Origin of the sequence: Oceanobacillus rekensis, from assembly GCF_002153375.1 — a bacterium.
Lineage (GTDB): Bacteria > Bacillota > Bacilli > Bacillales > Amphibacillaceae > Oceanobacillus > Oceanobacillus rekensis.
In genome coordinates, this window is the sequence record NZ_MTBQ01000002.1 from 543,024 (window position 1) to 561,591 (window position 18,568).

18 protein-coding genes and 1 other RNA gene are annotated in these 18,568 nt (G+C 38.4%); 17 read left to right on the top strand and 2 right to left on the bottom strand.

Going from position 1 to position 18,568, the window contains the following annotated elements:
• Positions 1–111: 111 nt before the first annotated feature.
• The 3 genes from BV906_RS19785 (at position 112) to BV906_RS06530 (ending at position 1,303) form a co-directional block, all read left to right on the top strand.
• Positions 112–372 (top strand): nucleoside hydrolase, encoded by a 261-nt coding sequence (locus BV906_RS19785; RefSeq protein WP_245843947.1) that lies wholly within the window; start codon positions 112–114, stop codon positions 370–372.
• 30 nt (positions 373–402) lie between these two features.
• Complete coding sequence (locus BV906_RS19790) at positions 403–654, top strand: hypothetical protein (RefSeq protein ID WP_245843949.1); 252 nt, start codon at positions 403–405, stop codon at positions 652–654.
• A 70-nt stretch (positions 655–724) separates the two neighbouring features.
• On the top strand, positions 725–1,303 hold the full coding sequence (locus BV906_RS06530; RefSeq protein WP_087972622.1) for a nitroreductase family protein: 579 nt from the start codon (positions 725–727) through the stop codon (positions 1,301–1,303).
• A gap of 119 nt (positions 1,304–1,422) precedes the next feature.
• On the opposite strand, the gene ptsP is transcribed toward BV906_RS06530, so the two are convergent.
• Together ptsP and BV906_RS06540 are read right to left on the bottom strand one after the other, a co-directional pair.
• Positions 1,423–3,135 (bottom strand): phosphoenolpyruvate--protein phosphotransferase, encoded by a 1,713-nt coding sequence (gene ptsP, locus BV906_RS06535; protein WP_087972623.1) that lies wholly within the window; start codon positions 3,133–3,135, stop codon positions 1,423–1,425.
• Between the two features lie 186 nt (positions 3,136–3,321).
• Positions 3,322–4,236 (bottom strand): alpha/beta hydrolase, encoded by a 915-nt coding sequence (locus BV906_RS06540; RefSeq protein WP_087972624.1) that lies wholly within the window; start codon positions 4,234–4,236, stop codon positions 3,322–3,324.
• Positions 4,237–4,402: 166 nt separating this feature from the next.
• Between BV906_RS06540 and secG the strand changes: the two genes are divergently transcribed.
• The 14 genes from secG (at position 4,403) to BV906_RS06610 (ending at position 18,554) form a co-directional block, all read left to right on the top strand.
• A complete protein-coding gene (secG, locus tag BV906_RS06545) occupies positions 4,403–4,636 on the top strand; it encodes a preprotein translocase subunit SecG (RefSeq protein ID WP_087972625.1) in 234 nt (77 codons plus the stop codon).
• Between the two features lie 112 nt (positions 4,637–4,748).
• Entirely contained in the window at positions 4,749–5,495 is a 747-nt protein-coding gene (locus tag BV906_RS06550; protein ID WP_087972626.1) for an alpha/beta hydrolase, read from the top strand.
• A 48-nt stretch (positions 5,496–5,543) separates the two neighbouring features.
• On the top strand, positions 5,544–7,760 hold the full coding sequence (gene rnr / locus BV906_RS06555) for a ribonuclease R (protein WP_087972627.1): 2,217 nt from the start codon (positions 5,544–5,546) through the stop codon (positions 7,758–7,760).
• A gap of 244 nt (positions 7,761–8,004) precedes the next feature.
• The gene (gene zupT, locus BV906_RS06560; protein WP_087972628.1) at positions 8,005–8,811 is read left to right on the top strand and encodes a zinc transporter ZupT; all 807 of its coding nucleotides are present in this window, start codon (positions 8,005–8,007) and stop codon (positions 8,809–8,811) included.
• 78 nt (positions 8,812–8,889) lie between these two features.
• Complete coding sequence (gene smpB, locus BV906_RS06565) at positions 8,890–9,357, top strand: SsrA-binding protein SmpB (RefSeq protein WP_087972629.1); 468 nt, start codon at positions 8,890–8,892, stop codon at positions 9,355–9,357.
• A 109-nt stretch (positions 9,358–9,466) separates the two neighbouring features.
• Positions 9,467–9,828, top strand: a transfer-messenger RNA (tmRNA) gene (gene ssrA / locus BV906_RS06570).
• A gap of 375 nt (positions 9,829–10,203) precedes the next feature.
• Positions 10,204–11,598, top strand: a complete 1,395-nt coding sequence (locus tag BV906_RS06575; RefSeq protein WP_087972630.1) for a purine-cytosine permease family protein — start codon at positions 10,204–10,206, stop codon at positions 11,596–11,598.
• A 224-nt stretch (positions 11,599–11,822) separates the two neighbouring features.
• Positions 11,823–12,755 (top strand): glucose-1-phosphate thymidylyltransferase RfbA, encoded by a 933-nt coding sequence (rfbA, locus tag BV906_RS06580; RefSeq protein WP_087972631.1) that lies wholly within the window; start codon positions 11,823–11,825, stop codon positions 12,753–12,755.
• Positions 12,748–13,785, top strand: coding sequence for a dTDP-glucose 4,6-dehydratase (gene rfbB / locus BV906_RS06585; RefSeq protein ID WP_087972632.1), 1,038 nt, complete (start codon positions 12,748–12,750; stop codon positions 13,783–13,785). Before rfbA ends, rfbB begins: the two co-directional genes overlap by 8 nt.
• Positions 13,761–14,714, top strand: a complete 954-nt coding sequence (locus BV906_RS06590) for a glycosyltransferase family 2 protein (RefSeq protein WP_087972633.1) — start codon at positions 13,761–13,763, stop codon at positions 14,712–14,714. Before rfbB ends, BV906_RS06590 begins: the two co-directional genes overlap by 25 nt.
• Positions 14,715–14,718: 4 nt before the next feature.
• The gene (locus BV906_RS06595) at positions 14,719–15,408 is read left to right on the top strand and encodes a GNAT family N-acetyltransferase (RefSeq protein WP_087972634.1); all 690 of its coding nucleotides are present in this window, start codon (positions 14,719–14,721) and stop codon (positions 15,406–15,408) included.
• A complete protein-coding gene (locus BV906_RS06600; RefSeq protein ID WP_087972635.1) occupies positions 15,408–15,764 on the top strand; it encodes an EamA family transporter in 357 nt (118 codons plus the stop codon). Before BV906_RS06595 ends, BV906_RS06600 begins: the two co-directional genes overlap by 1 nt.
• Positions 15,765–15,769: 5 nt before the next feature.
• Positions 15,770–16,900, top strand: coding sequence for a dTDP-4-amino-4,6-dideoxygalactose transaminase (rffA, locus tag BV906_RS06605; protein ID WP_087972636.1), 1,131 nt, complete (start codon positions 15,770–15,772; stop codon positions 16,898–16,900).
• The gene (locus BV906_RS06610; protein ID WP_087972637.1) at positions 16,863–18,554 is read left to right on the top strand and encodes a DUF6044 family protein; all 1,692 of its coding nucleotides are present in this window, start codon (positions 16,863–16,865) and stop codon (positions 18,552–18,554) included. Before rffA ends, BV906_RS06610 begins: the two co-directional genes overlap by 38 nt.
• The last annotated feature ends 14 nt before the right edge of the window (positions 18,555–18,568 follow it).

The window sequence follows — 18,568 nt, forward strand, 5'->3', positions numbered from 1 at the left end:
CCCCCTTGAGCTAACGCTCTGCGGGGTCTCACCGATGCCTTTCCTCCCGCTGGAGTCTCCGTGTATACGGGCTGCTGATATAGTGATTGCATCTGGCAAATTTACTAGATTATGATGTGTCGCAGATTCCGGTTATTGCTGGAGAATATTGGTAGATTAACCTCACTGGCAACGATGTTCTTGCTTTATCAGGAACTAATGGAAAAGATAAATGAGATTTATATCATGGGCGGAGCATTTTGGGTTCCAGGTAATGTTACAGCTGTATCGGAGGCATCCATTGTAACCCCGGAAATGGTCGATTATATAGATCAAGTCGGTTTGGTTGATATTGTGAAGCCAATGATTGATTATTATTATGATTTTTATTAAACTAGAAATCCCAATATTCAGGGCAGTCCGATGCACGATGTATTAACATTAATAGCAACAGTAAAGGAAGACATGTTTACGTATAGAGAATTGCCAGTCTACATTGTACTGGCTACGGAAGGTACGGAGAGAGGACAGAGCATTGCAGATATTAGACCTTTTGTGAATATAGAAAACGAAACTGATAAGGAGATTAAAACGCATCGAATAGCATTTGAACTCGACTATCAACAATTTTACATGGGTTTTATGACCAATATTTCCGGAAAACGTTTTTACTAATATTGCGAACCAAAGAGTACTGTATATATAATGCTAGTAGTACTCTTTACTTTTTTTGGGAGGTGTGAACATGGATATATTAGAAGCTATAAAGGAACGGCGGTCGACATATTCATTTAAAAGGGAAGAAGTAAATCCAGAAGTCTTGAAGCAGATTTTTACATATGGTTCCTATGCACCGACACATTATATGACAGAAGCATGGCAAATCAAGTTATATCAGTCGCAGGGGAGGAAGGCATTTATTGATGCAATTATCGCAAGCTACCGGCGTATTGGCATGATTAAAGATAATGATGATCCAAAAACTTTACGAATGATTGAATCAATGACATCATTTTTAATGACAATACCACACCATGCACTTATATATTTTGAGAAAGATAATGATCCGATAAGATATGAAGAGGAATACGCATCTGTTGCAGCATTTATCCAAAATGCACAACTTGCAGCATGGGAATATGGTGTTGGAATGCTTTGGACGATTACAGCCTATATGCATGATCCTGAATTTATGGCTGAAATTGGCTTAAATAGTGATAACTACAAAGTAGCAGCTGTTTTACAAATTGGATATCCGGACAAATTATCACGTGATAAAGGAAGGACGCCGATAGAAAATAAAATGGAAATCATTGATGAATAGGTTACGCGAATGATAATGCCAATGTAAGCGACAAAAAGTGTTAGACAAAATCGGGTAGTGATTACACCAAAAAGGCGCACAGGCCATGGATGGTCTGTGCGCTTCAGTTTTTATAATCGCTATTCAGTTTTTTCTTTGATAAATGCTACGACTTCTTCTGCAGTTCCCATAGAAAGAATTTGTTCTTTAAAGGAAGCCATTTCTTTTTTAGAAAGGCTAAGAATCTGTGTTCTTGCTGGGAGGATGGATGTTGCGCTCATACTGAATTCATCCAGTCCGAGGCCAAGCAGAATTGGAATGGCAATGGAATCTCCTGCCATTTCTCCACACATACCAACCCATTTACCTTCTTTATGTGCCGCTTCGATAACCGTGTTAATCAGGTTTAATATCGCCGGATTGTATGGCTGATATAAATAAGAAACTTGTTCATTCATCCGGTCAGCTGCCATGGTGTATTGGATTAAGTCATTTGTACCAATACTAAAGAAATCTACTTCTTTGGCAAACTGTTTAGCAATAATTGCGGTAGATGGAATTTCAACCATTATACCTATTTCGATATCATCGGATACTTTAACGTTATCCGCAAGTAATGCTTCTTTTTCATCCAATAAAATGGCTTTCGCCTGACGAAATTCCTCCAGTGTTGCAATCATCGGGAACATAATTTTCAGGTTACCATGTGTACTTGCACGCAATAATGCGCGTAATTGTGGTCGGAAAACATGTTCATTATCCAAACAGAAGCGGATGGCACGATGGCCTAAGAAAGGGTTAAGCTCTTTAGGCAAGTCCAAATAGCTGAGTTCTTTATCTCCACCGATATCCAATGTCCTTACGACAACAGGCTTATCATCCATTTGCTCCAAAACGGATTTATATGCTTCATATTGTTCTTCTTCAGAAGGAAGCTCCGATTTACCCATATATAAAAATTCAGTTCGGTATAATCCAACAGCTTCACCGCCATTATTTAGGACTCCTTCGATATCTGCTGGTGTCCCAATATTGGCAGCCAATTCCACTTGCTCTCCATCACTTGTAAATGTTGGTTCATCTTTTAATTTTGCCCACTCGACTTGTTGATCTGCAAAGGATTCCTGTTTTTTACGATAGGAATCCAATTCTTCATCGGATGGATTGATAATAACAATACCTTCCATGCCGTCGACGATAACAATATCACCCTGGGAAACAGAAGTAGTGATGTTTTTCGTTCCTACTATTGCTGGAATTTCAAGGGATCTCGCCATAATTGCAGAATGTGATGTACGTCCACCGATATCTGTGGCAAAACCTTTCACAAATTCGCGATTTAATTGTGCTGTATCTGAAGGTGTTAGATCGTTTGCAATTACGATCACTTGTTCATCAATTAATGCTGGATCAGGAAAATTCGCACCGAGTAAATGGGCCATTACACGCTTTGTAACATCCTGAATATCTGCAGCACGTTCACGCATGTATTCGTTATCCATATTTTTGAACATATCAATAAACGTATTCGCAACTTCGTCTAATGCAGCTTCTGCATTTACTTTCTCTGTATTAATTTTATCTTGCATTGGTTTAATTAGTTCAGGATCACTTAAAACTAATAAATGGGCAGAAAAAATTTCGGCATGTTCATCGCCGAGTTCCTTCTTTGTATGTTCTTTAATTTTTTCCAGTTCTTGTTTGGAAACTTCTAAAGCTTGGTCAAGCCTTTTAATTTCGTTATCTGGATTATCTATAGATACATGTTCAAATGTTAAATCCGGGGCTTTTAATTCATAAACTTTTGCAATAGCAATGCCGGTTGATGCGGCAATACCTTCAATTTTTTCCATCTTTTGTTGCATCCTTTCTTATAGAAAGCTCTAATAGTATAAGTTTAAATAAGTACCAAATTAGAAGCAAGCGGGCGAATCGATTCGATTCGAAGCTTATCATTTGGTGGCGATTTCAACATCCTTTACTATATGATAGTACAATTTTATTTTAAACAGTTATCATGGTACATGCAAGCAAAGCAACTATGTAAGTTGCTGCTTGGTCCACCTGTATAATGCATCGTAAACTTCTTCCCGGTTAGTCTCATTTAATAATTCATGTCTTCCATCTGTAAATAGCATAATAGAGATATCCTGTAGGCCAGCTTTTTGGTAAATATCAGCGGTTTTCCAAATTCCCTTTCCATAGTCCCCAATTGGATCTGCATCGCCACTGATTATGAGTAATGGTAGATCTTTTTGAATCATCTTATTTCTTTTCTTATTTTGCATCGAAATAATACCACTTAGTAAATCGAAGAAAAACCTTCCTGTTGGAATGAACCCACATAAGGGGTCGTCCCTATATTTTTTCACGACAGTTTCTTCTCTTGTCAGCCATTCATAGCCATTTTTCTGGTCGCTTATTTTTTTATTATTGCTGCTGAAGGCTAATTGATTCAACAAGTTAGATTCTTTTTTAGGAGATAAGAAGTAGGCAAGGCTTTTGCCCGCAATAGAGATGGTTTTCGAATAATAGCCTGTTCCTGACAATATTACACCATGAATTTCTGCGCTATATTCTTGTAAATAATTCCTTACTAGAAACGATCCCATACTATGCCCAAGTAAAAATATTGGCGTATCGGGATAAAATTCCTTTACGTTCATTGTAATTTCGTACAGGTCATTTGTTGTCTTCGTAAAACCGTCTTTGTCGGAAAAGTAACCTTGCACTCCTGATTTTTCAGCCGTTTTCCCATGACCACGATGATCATTCCCAATGACAAAAAACCCCTTCTTCAATAAAAAATTTGCAAATTCTTTATAACGGTTAATATGCTCTGCCATACCATGTGCGAGTTGAATGATTGCTTTTGGTTTATTTCCATCGACATACCATTTCTTACAATATACTTCTGTGCCATCTTCCATCGTTAACCAAAAAGAACTTTCCATCATGATCACTCCTATATTAAGGACTCTTCTTCATTCAATAATAAAATCATTCATTGAGGTGTGCAATCTTAAGCTATAAATGACAAGTTTATCTTGCAAGTCTATTGACTATTATGATAAAGTAATGAGTAGGTATTTGTCGGATACAGGAGGTGTTTTTTAAAACATGGCAGGTTTAGTTAATGTATTATTAGTCGTTGATGCAATTATAATGATAGCATTCGTACTATTGCAGTCAGGAAAAAGCGCGGGCCTATCTGGAGCAGTCTCCGGTGGTGCTGAGCAATTATTTGGAAAACAAAAAGCACGTGGAGCCGATTTGATTTTACATCGCGGTACAATTATTACAGGAATTTTATTTTTCTTATTAGCTTTTCTAAGTGCTTACGTATTACAATAGAAACTAATCCCTTATCATGATTTCGTGATAAGGGATTTTTAATATTATATGTTGTATAGTTATCCATATAGGGTAGAGTAAGAGTAGGATTTTGTAAGGAGATGCAGTTAGAATGAAAATAAAACAACCCCAACCCTTTACATTTGAAGCAGGACCACGTGCAGTATTACTATTGCATGGTTTTACTGGCCATTCTGCAGATGTGAGAATGCTTGGCCGATTTTTGGAGAAAAAAGGTTATACAACCCATGCACCGATCTATCGCGGCCATGGTGTCCCACCAGAAGAGTTGATCACATCAAATCCCGCCGAGTGGTGGGAAGATGTTAAGAACGCTTTCCAGCATTTGAAAAATCTTGGCTATGAGGAAATAGCCGTTGCAGGACTTTCACTTGGTGGTGTCCTTGGATTGAAACTAGCGTACTCAGAAAAAATTAAAGCGATGATACCAATGTGTGCACCAATGTTTTTCGATAATAACACACAACTTTCCACAGGATTTAAGCAGTTTTCTAAGGAATACAAGCAGCTGGAACAAAAAGACGAAGAAACTATTAAGGAAGAAGTAGCATCATTAGTCGGTAATTCCCAGAAATTATTTGAAGCATTGGGTAAGACTATTCAAGAAGTTAAAAATAACGTGGATACAATCTATACACCTGTATTTGTTGTACAGGCCAGAAAGGATCAGATGATTAATACAGAAAGTGCAGCATATATCTATGAAAATGTTGAATCTGACGTAAAAGACATAAAATGGTATGAAGAATCGAGTCATGTCATTACGATGGATAAAGAGAAAGAACTGCTACATGAAGACATCTTTCAGTTTTTAGAAAAACTTGATTGGAAGATATGATTATATTTACGAAAAAATGCAAACAATAATAAGAAAGAAGGTGACGAGTTGAAAGAAAAAATACTTAATTATTTTAAAGAAAGTGGAACGAAACCATTAGCAGTCGATGAAATTGAGAAAGAACTTGGAATTAGTGATGCACTTGAATTTAAAGAAGTAATTAAAGCGTTAAATGAACTTGAAGATAATGGTGAACTAGTGCGGACACGTAAAAACCGTTTTGGCTTACCGGACAAGATGAACCTTGTTAAGGGAAAAGTCCAGATGCATGCAAAGGGTTTCGCTTTTTTAATTCGAGAGGATGAGGAAGCGAGGGACGTTTATATTCATGCGAATGATCTCGGTTCAGCTATGAATAATGATAAGGTCCTTGTTCGTCTGGAAAAAACAGAAGTGGATGGTAATCGGCCGGAAGGAAAAGTCATTCGCATATTAGAAAGAGCGGTTATACAGGTTGTTGGAACATATGAAGATAACCGTGCTTTTGGTTTTGTCATTGCAGATGATAAACGGATTCCAAACGATATTTTTATTCCGAAAGGTGGCACACATGGTGCTGTCAGCGGGCATAAGGTAATCGCGAGGATTACAAAATATCCGGAAGGCAGAAAAAGTGCTGAGGGTGAGATCATCCATATCCTTGGGCATAAAAATGATCCTGGAATTGATATTCTATCCATTATTTATAAACATGGAATCACTATTGATTTTCCAGATGAAGTACTTGAACAAGCATCAAATGTTCCAGAGACGATTAAAGAGGAAGAGCTTGTTGGTCGCCGTGACTTACGTGATGAGATAATCGTTACAATTGATGGAGCAGATGCCAAAGACCTCGATGATGCCGTATCAGTCAAAAAGCTCGATAATGGGAATTATAAGCTCGGCGTTTATATTGCCGATGTTACGTACTATGTGGAAGAAGAAACATCAATCGATACAGAAGCATTTGAGCGTGGGACAAGTGTATATCTCGTTGATAGGGTAATTCCAATGATTCCACATCGATTATCTAATGGTATTTGTTCATTGAATCCACAAGTGGACAGGCTGACGCTTGGCTGTGAAATGGAGGTTAATAATGCAGGGCAAGTAGTCAATCATGAAATTTTCCAAAGTGTTATTAAAACAACAGAACGAATGACCTACAGTGATGTTAATAAAATTTTAGTTGATAAAGATGAAGAGGTACGGTCGAAATTTGAATCCCTTGTTCCGATGTTTGAGGATATGGAAAAGCTTGCTGAAATTCTCCGTCAAAAGCGTTTTGGACGTGGGGCAATTGATTTTGATTTTAAAGAAGCGAAAGTGCTAGTTGATGATACAGGTAAACCAACAGATGTCGTTGTTCGTGAACGAGGAGTTGGTGAACGTCTGATTGAAGAATTCATGCTTGCAGCGAATGAAACAGTGGCAGAGCATTTTCACTGGATGGATGTTCCGTTTATACATCGTATTCACGAAGATCCGGATGAAGGGAAATTGGAGAAGTTCTTTGATTTTCTAGGGAGTCTTGGGTTATCTGTAAAAGGTACGGCAAATGAGATTCATCCACAGGCCCTTCAAAAAGTGTTGGAATCCATTCAGGGTGAACCAGAGGAATTGGTTGTTTCCAAACTAATGCTGCGGTCGATGAAACAAGCAAAGTATGACCCGCAAAGTGTTGGTCACTTCGGCTTAGCAACAGAATTTTATACCCATTTCACATCACCGATTAGAAGGTATCCTGATTTAATTGTCCACCGTCTCATTCGAACGTATTTAATAAATAATCAATTAGACAATAAGACAACAAATAATTGGAAAAATAAACTCCCGGAGATTGCGAGACATACTTCTGAACGGGAACGCCGAGCAGTTGATGCCGAACGGGACACAGATGATTTGAAAAAGGCAGAATTCATGCAGGATAAGATTGGTGAAGAATTCACTGGAGTTATCAGTTCTGTAACAAACTTCGGTATGTTTATTGAGTTGGAAAACACGATTGAAGGACTAATCCATGTAAGCTATTTGACTGACGATTATTACCATTACGATGACCGTAGTCATGCATTGATTGGTGAACGAACAGCCAATGTGTATCGAATCGGACAAGAAGTTGAAGTGAAAGTGGTCAGTGTCAATACGGATGAGCATACGGTGGACTTTGAATTGGTTGGAATTCCTAAAATGAATAAGAGCAGGAAAACGAATCCACATCGGAAAGAGTTCCCATCCCCATCTAATAAAACGAAATCAAAAAAGAAAAAAAGTAAAAGATAAGCCAGACACTCTGTTTGGCTTATTTTTTTCGCGGAATTTACAACAATGACAGTTACCTAAATTTTGTGTCATCAAAACAATAGAAGATGCATATATATATTTTATTAAAAGTTGCACCCGGGAAAACTATTTGTTGACACCTAACTAATTGTCCTATAGACTACTTATTATAATAGTACTAATAATAATGTGTTTTCAGATAAATACGGTGCAACATACTAATCGATGTTTGGAGTGATTTTGAATGAATGATGTTTTATTTGCCTTCTTGTTAACGTTGTTTGCTGGGCTTGCTACAGGTGTTGGAAGTTTACTCGCTTTCTTTGCCAAAACCACGAATACGAAATTTTTGTCATTTGCTCTAGGATTATCTGCAGGAGTTATGATTTATGTATCCATGATCGAGATTTTTTTTAAAGCTAAAGATTCACTCACTTCTTCCATGGGAGCAACGCAGGGGTATTGGGTAACAATACTGGCCTTTTTTGCCGGAATGTTATTGATTGGTATAATCGATAAATTCATTCCAAAATATACGAATCCCCATGAAGTCAAAAAGGTGGAGGATATGGAAAAACCGAAAAACCCTGTAAATGATCCGGCCTTATTGAAGATGGGAATGTTTACGGCATTAGCCATTGCAATCCACAACTTTCCGGAAGGGATTGCAACATTTGTCTCTACGTTGCAGGATCCATCAATCGGAATAGCGATTGCAGTTGCAGTTGCGATTCATAATATACCAGAAGGAATCGCAGTGTCTGTTCCTATTTACTATGCTACTGGTGATAAGAAGAAAGCATTTAAACTTTCCTTCCTATCAGGGCTCGCAGAACCTGTAGGAGCAATTGTCGCCTTCCTGATCTTAATGCCTTTTCTCACAGAAACCTTATTTGGAATTATATTTGCTATGGTGGCTGGTATTATGGTATTTATCTCTTTAGATGAACTACTTCCCGCTGCAAAAAAATACGATGAGGCCCATCTTTCCATATATGGCGTGATGACTGGTATGGCCGTTATGGCAGTCAGTTTAGTACTACTTGCATAATTTAAATGTATTCTGATTGGAATCATACTGAATCTTTGTTAAAATAAGGGTCTATGGGAAGCAGTAGGAGGAACATTTATGCCAAAAGGACATGGAAAAGCAATCACTCAAAATAAAAAAGCAAGGCATGATTATTTAATTGAAGAAACATATGAGGCAGGAATCGTATTACAGGGAACAGAGATTAAGTCACTACGAAATGGGCGAGTGAATTTGAAAGATTCCCATGCAAGAATTGATAGGCGCGGTGAAGTACAGCTAATCAATTTACACATCGCGGAATATGAGCAAGGGAACCGTTATAATCATGACCCTACTCGAACCCGCAAACTCCTGCTGCATCGAAAAGAAATTGATAAGTTAATCGGATTAACCCAACAGCAAGGCTATGCACTTATTCCATTGAAAATCTATATTAAAAATGGATTTGCAAAAGTGCTGATTGGACTAGGAAAAGGGAAAAAGAAATACGATAAGCGTGAAGACCTGAAGCGGAAACAAATGAAACGTGATGTAGACCGTGCTATCAAGGAACATGTGAAGTAAACTACCAAGTAAATCTTTCCATCCCTTGAATTTAACAGGATATCTGTTATAATAAAAGATGTAGTACAAATTATGAATGCTCAATTTTACCGAGCGTTTCTCCTTTTTTGGGGACGTTACGGATTCGACAGGGATAGATTGAGCTCAGGTTGCATGTCGAGGTTACGGCTCGTAAAACGTTAAACGCCTATAATAACTGGCAAAGAACAAAATTACTCTTTAGCAGCTGCGTAAGTAGCACTAAAGGATCCTTCCTGTTATCGCTCGTGTGGCAGATTGAAGGGTCTCAAATGAAGCGGGCTATACTACCATCCTCCGTCTGGGGAACGGTAGTTGAACTGAATCAGACTAGCTACTCTGAAGCCTGTTGATAGGCTGAAGGATAAGCGAATGATAATATATCAACTAAGCATGTAGAGGCCTGAGTGCCAATATCTCTGGACGTGGGTTCGATTCCCACCGTCTCCACCAATACATAATATGTTGGTGGTTTTTTTATGTCTATTTTTCATCAGAACACAAGCTTACCAATTTGGAAGGCTTGTGCTTCTTCAGTAAGATGGGGCATCTCTTGCCCTTAGGCTTAGCAATTATATTGAAATGGAATAAGGACGAACAATTTATAACAAACATCAAACATCAAAGAGCAAGGGCATCCTTTAAACTAAGATAAACAAAGTATATGTCGCTTGTAAGCGTTTTTTAAGCGGTAATACCCCGATATTTGCCGATATATCAGGTTTGGTAATAGATAATGACAGTGTTATGTTAATATAGCGCTCGTTTTTTTATGGACAATGGGCCGGTTCCCATGTCCCACAAAATTATGGAAGGAAGTTGATATTTATGAGATCTGGTGAAGTTGCAGATCGCAAAGTTTCAAAGGAGATTAGTGATGATTATTCACTAGAAAAAGTCCCTCGTGACAAAAGGAATATGAGTTGGTTAAGCGTTACAAATATTACTTTTGGTATTGCCACGGCAATTTTCTATTTGCAAATGGGCAGTGTCATGGCGCTACAATTCGGTGCAATTAATGCAATCATTTCAGCTGTTTATGCTATTGTTGTTGCTGGTATATTGGGAACAATTATTGCATATTTATCCGCTAAAGCCGGTATGAATGTAAATTTATTATCGAGAGGTGGTGGATTTGGTTATATCGGTGCCTCATTAACTTCTTTAATCTACGCATCAAACTTTATCATGTATTGTGCTTTTGAAGGTATGATATTGGTTGCTGCAGTCAATGCGTTTTTCCCCGCTGTCCCAATTTGGATATGGATTGTATTCTTCGGAACAATTATTATACCTCTAAATTGGTTTGGAATTAAACAATTAGATAAATTACAAAAATGGACATTACCGGTATTCGGTATTTTTTTAATGGCTGCTATTATTGTGGCATTAAATACGCCATCCGTTTATGGAGGCAGTTTCTGGACATATATGCCAGAGGGTGTGCAAATTGGAGGTACAGCTTTATTGTTGTGTATCGGTATGCAGCATGGCATTATGGGTCTGACGGCATTAATTGCTTCAGACTATGCAAGATATCTTAAACCAGAAGACATCAAAATAGGTTCCGTAGTAATCGGATTTGTCCCCCAAATATTCTGTTTTGGTGTGATGGGTGGTCTAGGTATCTGGTTTGGTGTTCGTTTAGGCGAAGGAAATCCAGGTATTTATATTGTATTTTTATTAGGCCTTGGGGGAGCACTTTTTACAATGCTCACACAAGTACGAATTAATATTACAAATATTTACAGCAGTTCCTTATCCTTATCCAACTTTTTTGAGAATGTTTTTAACTTTAAGCCCGGAAGACGCTTTTGGGTCGTCATTTCAGGTATCCTAGCAATCATGTTAATGCTCGGTGGTATTGTAGATCATTTAGGTGCTGTGATGACATTCCAAGGAGTCTTTCTACTAACATGGGCAGCAATATTAGTAGCGGATGCCTTAGTTGTAAAAAAATGGATGAAAATTGGTCCAAGTTATTATGAAGAAAAGCAAGAAAGATTGTATAAATGGAATCCAGTTGGTGTTGTACCATTACTCCTTGCGAGTGGTTTGGGAACAGTTGCTGCATTAGGTTATATGGGAGAATTCTTACAAAGTACTGCAGCATTTTTTGCAGCATTCCTTGCAGCCATCTTAACCATCTTTATTGCAAAAATAACCGATGGTAAATACTATCTTAAACAAGAAGAAAGAAAATCGAAAAGACATACCGCGTAATGATTAATCACGCAAAGCACAAGCTTTCCAATTCTGGAGAGTTTGTGCTTTTTTATTTTTAAATAATTAAATAGCCTGGTTACAGGAAGGCTATTGTCATCTGACATCAATTTGAAATATAACTGTAAGATTAGTTACCAACTAAACGGGAATAGACTATAAGACTAAAAGTGCTTTTAACAACAAATTGATTATTAGACAAAAATCGGGGAGTGAAGGTCATTATGAAGGGAATTATTTTGGCTGGGGGGAGCGGTACGCGTTTGTCTCCTAGTACAGACAGTATGAATAAGCATTTATTACCGGTATATGATAAGCCGATGATTTATTATCCGCTTTCGGTGCTGATGCTTGCCGGGATTAGGGATATTATGATTATTAGTACACCCGAGGATACACCACGTTTCCAAAAGCTATTGGGCGATGGTTCAGAATTAGGCATTTCATTGAAATATCGGGAACAGGCAGAACCTAAAGGGATTCTGGAAGCCCTTACAATCTCTGAAGATTTTATTGGAAAAGATAAAGTGACATTAATACTTGCGGATAATATTTTCTATGGACAAGGATTTACAACCATTCTTAGAGATGCAATTAAAAAGCATAGATATGCAACTATTTTTGGTTATCGGGTTAAAGACCCAAGGCGTTTTGGAGTCGTAGAATTTAATGATCATCAAAAGGCGATTTCCTTGGAAGAAAAACCGGAGGAACCAAAATCAGATTTTGCTGTGACAGGTCTTTATATTTACGATCATCGGGCAGTAAAAATTGCAAAGAAACTGACTCCATCTAATCGCGGTGAACTGGAAATTACCGATTTAAATAGAGAATATATGAAATGGAATCACTTGGATGTTGAATTACTAGGTAGAGGTTTTGCCTGGATGGATGCAGGTACACAAGAGGCATTATTTGAAACTGCGGAATTTGTTAAAACAACTCAGCAACGCCAAGGCTTTAAAATTGCCTGCCTGGAGGAAATTGCTTATTACCTTGGTTATATAACAAAAGAAGTACTTTTCGAAAAAGGGAAATCAATGGAAAAGAATGATTATGGACAATATTTGATGGAAATTGCTCAAAGAAAGCATACGGAGCAGTACTGGGATTCCGTGGCTCATCATCCAATGATGGGGCTGGTGGAAAATGAATAACCTGAAATCTACAATACTTATTACTGGTGGGGCAGGTTTTATTGGCTCTAATTTTATCCATTATTATATGAAACAACATCCCCATGTCAACCTATTGAATATCGACAAACTGACATATGCAGGATCAATGGAAAACCTGATAGAAGTGGAAGGCAAAGATAACTATCAATTTATCCACGGTGATATCACACATGAAAGCTTGCTTAATAATATTTTCAGGAACTACGATATCAAAGGTGTTATCCATTTCGCGGCTGAGTCCCATGTTGATCGTTCCATCAAAGACTCTAGAGCATTTATTGAATCGAATGTACTTGGTACGATGACGCTCCTACAGGCTGCAAGGGAAGATTGGGAAAAGAAGGGGGAACTATCCAACAGGCGTTTTTACCAAATTTCAACCGATGAAGTGTATGGAACGCTTGGTGCGGAAGGTAAATTTACCGAACAAACTCCTTACAATCCTAGAAATCCATACAGTGCGTCCAAGGCGGGAGCAAATCTATTGGTGCGAAGTTTCGGATATACATATGGGATGAATGTGGTCATATCATCCAGCTCCAACAACTTCGGACCGAGACAGCATCTGGAAAAGCTGATCCCAACGATTATTAGCAATGCATTGGCAGGTACACAGATTCCAATTTATGGTGATGGAGAAAATGTTCGTGACTGGCTCTATGTGGAAGATCACTGCAGGGCACTGGAAGTCATCTATCATCATGGTCAATCGCTGGAGACATATAATGTTGGTGGCAGTAATGAAAGAACAAATATCGTTATTGCTGAACAGATTTGTGGAATTCTCGATTCTTTAAAACCTGAATTAAGAAAGAGGTTGAACCTTAATAGTTTTAAAGATTTAATCCGTTTTACAGAGGATCGCAAAGGTCATGACCGTAGATATGCAGTAGATGATAGTAAACTTAAGAGTGAACTGGGCTGGAAACCAAAAGAAGATTTTGATACTGGATTGCAAAAAACAGTGGAATGGTATGTTAATCAATGGAATTTACAACCAAACCGCTAATTTCCGTAGTCGTTCCTGTTTACGGTTGCAAGACTTGCCTGAAGGAACTTTGCAGCCGGATTATTCGTACAATCACAATGATACCAGCCCAATATGAAATTATTCTAGTAAACGATGCAAGTCCAGACAATGCATGGGATACGATTAAATATTTAAGCGAACAGGACGATGGAATAAAAGGAATCGATTTTGCAAGAAATTTTGGCCAGCATCATGCCATAACGGCAGGTCTGGATTATACAAGCGGCGACTGGGTTGTCGTAATGGACTGTGATTTGCAGGACAGACCGGAAGAGATTGCTAATTTATATAAAAAAGCTATGGAAGGCTATGAAGTTGTTTTTGGGAAGCGGACGGTAAGACAAGATAACTGGTTAAAGAAGAAATCTTCCCAAGTCTTTTATCGTATTTATGATTATTTTAGTGGCCAAATGACAGATCCATCGACAGCTAATTTCAGTATAAATTCCAAAAAGGTTGTTAAGAGCTACAGGAGAATTCGGGAACAAAACCGTTATTTCCCATTATTCATAAAATGGATGGGCTATAAATCAGCGAATATTTCTGTTGAACACAATACTAGAAAGGAAGGGAAGTCCTCTTATAGTATTGGAAAACTAATCAATTTGGCGACTGATGCGATTATTTCTCAATCTAACAAGCCGCTCCGCCTATCAATCCAAATCGGATTTCTAATGTCCCTTGCATCCTTTATATATGCCATGTATTTATTTTTCCGCTATTTCTTTCTTGACCAGGCTGTCGAGGGGTGGACAAGTGTCATGGTATCTATCTTCTTTATTGGTGGATTGATTTTCTTTAACTTTGGCATTCTTGGTTTATATATTGGAAAGATTTTTAATGAGACAAAGGGAAGACCACTCTATCTAATTAGAGAGACAACAGATGTAACAGAGGAATGGAGATGATACATTGACTTATTTAAAACCAACCCCATGGGATAAGCGGAATTTCCATGTGGAGACATACCAACTGACGGAGTACTCTGAAGCAGCTTTAGAGGAGACTAGGGAAACAGAAGGACATTTCACGGTGAAGGTCGATCCGTTTGCCAATAAAGAAAGGTTAAAGAATTTTGGGTTCTATTACGTTGATACGTTAATCGAGCCAGTATGCAAAAAGGACCATTTGCTTGCAATAAATAATAGCAGTATCGATTTTAGCCGGGATTATAGCAAGAAAAAAATCTTGGATATTGCAGAGGAATCCTTTAAAGGTGGTCGCTTTCATCGTGATTTCAATATCCCAAACTATATGGCAGATAGGCGTTACCGCAACTGGGTCAGTGATTTGATTGAAAAAGACCTTATTCTAGCTTTGCATGTTGAAGGAAGGACAGCTGGTTTTTTTGCTTATGAAGACGATCATATTTTGCTTTTGGCCTTCCATGAAGATTTTCGGGGAAAAGGTTTGGCAAGAGCATTCACAAGTGCATGTATTCAAGAACAATTTAAAATTACCGGTTACGATCTTTTACGAACTTCCATATCACCATCCAACCCGGCATCATTGAATGTATTTATCTCACTTGGATTCCGTTTGAAGGGATCTGTCGATGTATACCATAAATTAAATGGTTCCCTATTGGTTGGAGGGGAATGATGGGTTACTTTTATATATTAAGTACGATTATGTTTACGGTCTACGGGCAGCTGATTATCAAGTGGACGATGGACAAGCAAGGAGGGCTGCCTGAAGGTTTCTGGGATAAGATCATGTTTCTTTTTCAGTTATTACTAAATCCCTGGATCCTGTCCGGATTTCTGGCGGCATTTCTGGCTGCACTCAGTTGGATGGCAGCAATGACTAAGTTCGATATAAGTTATGCCTATCCATTTATGAGCTTGTCATTTGTCCTTGTTTTTATATTATCGGTATTTTTATTCGGTGAGCCTGTCAGTACACAGAAAGTAATCGGTTTTGCATTCATTGTACTAGGCATTATTGTAATGAGGTGATAAAGATGATTCCATTTAATAAACCATGTGTTATTGGTACTGAACATGAAGCAATAAAAGAAGCAATCGAGCTAACCAAGATTTCGGGGAATGGATCTTTTGGAAAGAGGTGCACATTATGGCTCGAAGAACGATTGGAATGTGACAAAGCTATCCTCACCCCATCATGCACCGCAGCACTTGAAATGACAGCCCTTTTATCTGAGGTAGGTGCCGGTGATGAAGTTATTATGCCTTCATATACATTTGTTTCCACTGCCAATGCCTTTGCATTAAGAGGTGCATCCATACGCTTTGTCGATGTTTCACCTGAGACAATGAATATTGACCCGGATAAAATTAGAGAAGCGGTAACAGAACGAACAAAAGCAATTGTTGTTGTCCATTATGCAGGGGTCTCTTGTGATATGGATGCAATTATGGAAATTGCTAAACTTTATGGACTTTGGGTAATTGAAGATGCAGCCCAGGGACTTCTTAGTAAATACAAAGGAAAGCCACTTGGAACGATTGGGCATATGGGGACTTTTAGCTTTCATGAAACGAAAAATTATACTTGTGGGGAAGGTGGAGCATTAATTATTAATGAACCCTCACTAGTGGAACGGGCAGAAATTATACAAGAAAAAGGTACCGATCGTTCACAGTTCCTTAAAGGGATGGTTGATAAATACTCATGGCGGGACCTTGGTTCATCCTATTTGTTAAGTGAGCTGAATGCAGCTTATTTATCGGTGCAATTGGAATATGCAGACAAGATTTATGAAAATCGAATGCGTGCATGGGAGCAGTACCGAAAAGGACTGCAATCTCTAGCAGATACACGTTTGATTGCTATACCTACTATTCCGGTGGATTGCGAGCATAATGCCCACATGTTTTACCTGAAAACAAGAGATGAAATGGAACGATCGAATCTTATTCAATATTTGAAAAAAAACGGTATCATGGCAGTACCGCATTATGTTCCGCTTCATACATCTGCAGCGGGAAAAAAGTTTGGTAATTTCATTGGGGATGATCGCTACACCACAGCGGATAGTGACCGATTACTGCGTCTGCCAATTTATTACGGAATGAAGGAAGAGGATGTGGAACATGGGATCAAGATTATTCAACAGTATTATCAAGCATAAATTTATTTGGATTGCTTGTCTCGTGCTTATCGCCTATCTTCTTCCATATTACATATTAGGTGTGGACACACATATTCGTGTACATGATAACCTGGATTCGAATATTGTCTGGTATAAGATGCTTGCAGAAAGTGGGCAGATTTTTACGCTGACAGATACGATGCTGCCAAATGCAATCAATGGTTTGCCAAGAAGTACACTTCCATCGCCATTTGATGCGGTTGTTTGGCTTTACGTAATCTTTGAACCAATGACAGCCTATACGATCAGCCAAACGATCATGAGGTTTGTCGCTTTCTTTGGGTTGTACCTTCTTTTGACGAGATATGTCTTCAAAGAAAAGCAGTCAGAATGGATTACGGTCGGTGCAGCATTAGCCTTTGCCATGCTGCCCTATTGGCCATCTGGTGCATTATCCATTGCTGGTACTCCGCTTGCACTCTATTTATTTTTAACGATTAGAAAAAATGGTTGGAAGACGAAGGCGTACATCTGGATCGGCCTTATGCTCATACCGTTTCTATCCAATTTTGTGCTGAGCTTTGTATTTTTCCTCGCTCTATTGGGATTGCTATGGCTGATAGATTGGATTCGTTTTAAAAAGCCGAACTGGCCATTTTTTACAGCAATCGCATCCATGACAAGTATTTATGTGGTGAAAAACTACTTATTGATTACATCCATGTTTTTTGATAGTGGATTCACCTCGCACAGGGAGGAGCTTGATCTCGGACATAATACGATCCAGCGCAGTTATGAATTGGCATGGGAAAATTTCTTGTATGGACATACGCATGACGCGGCACATCAGGCCTACATCATTATTCCAGTAATATTGTTGGCTTTACTTGTTGCAGTTTACAGTAAAATAAAGCCACGAATATTAATGACATTATTTTTTTGTAATCTTGCAATATCTTTCTGGTATGCTTTTTGGTATTGGGAAGGCTGGCGGATCATCAAGGATAATGTGATGGTTGCCAACACGTTTAACTTCGCAAGAATTCATTTTTTTGATCCAGCAATTTGGTATATCTGCTTTGCACTTGCGCTAGTTATTTTATGGAGGTATCTAAAGTTTGGAAAGATTCTCGTTGCTATGTTGGTAGTTTCCCAATGTATTGGACTGTTTGGTCTATCAGAAGAGCTGAAATATAAGGAATTTGATAGTCCAACATTTGCAGAGTATTATTCTGAGGATTTATTCCAGGAGATTGAAGACTACATTGGTGAAGACCAGTCTGAATACCGAGTCGTAAGCATTGGCATGCATCCGACGATTGCCCAGTTTAATGGCTTCTATACACTCGATACATATAATAATAGTTTCCCACTGGAATACAAGCATAAGTTCAGGGAAGTCATTGCGGGGGAACTGGAGAAAAGCCCTGGACTTGCAAGCTATTTTGACACTTGGGGCGGTAGGCTCTATATGTATGTGGCAGAGCATGGGAAAGACTATATGTTTACTAAAGATAGAAATGAACCAATTGAAAACCTCGATATTAATACACTAGCATTAGAAAAACTAGGTGGCGATTATATTTTCTCTGCAGTACGTATAGAAAATAACGAAGAACTGGGTCTCCAGCATGAACATACATTTGAAAATAATATGTCGCCTTGGGAAATCTGGCTGTATTCTGTGTCATAAGCCTGATTTGATGG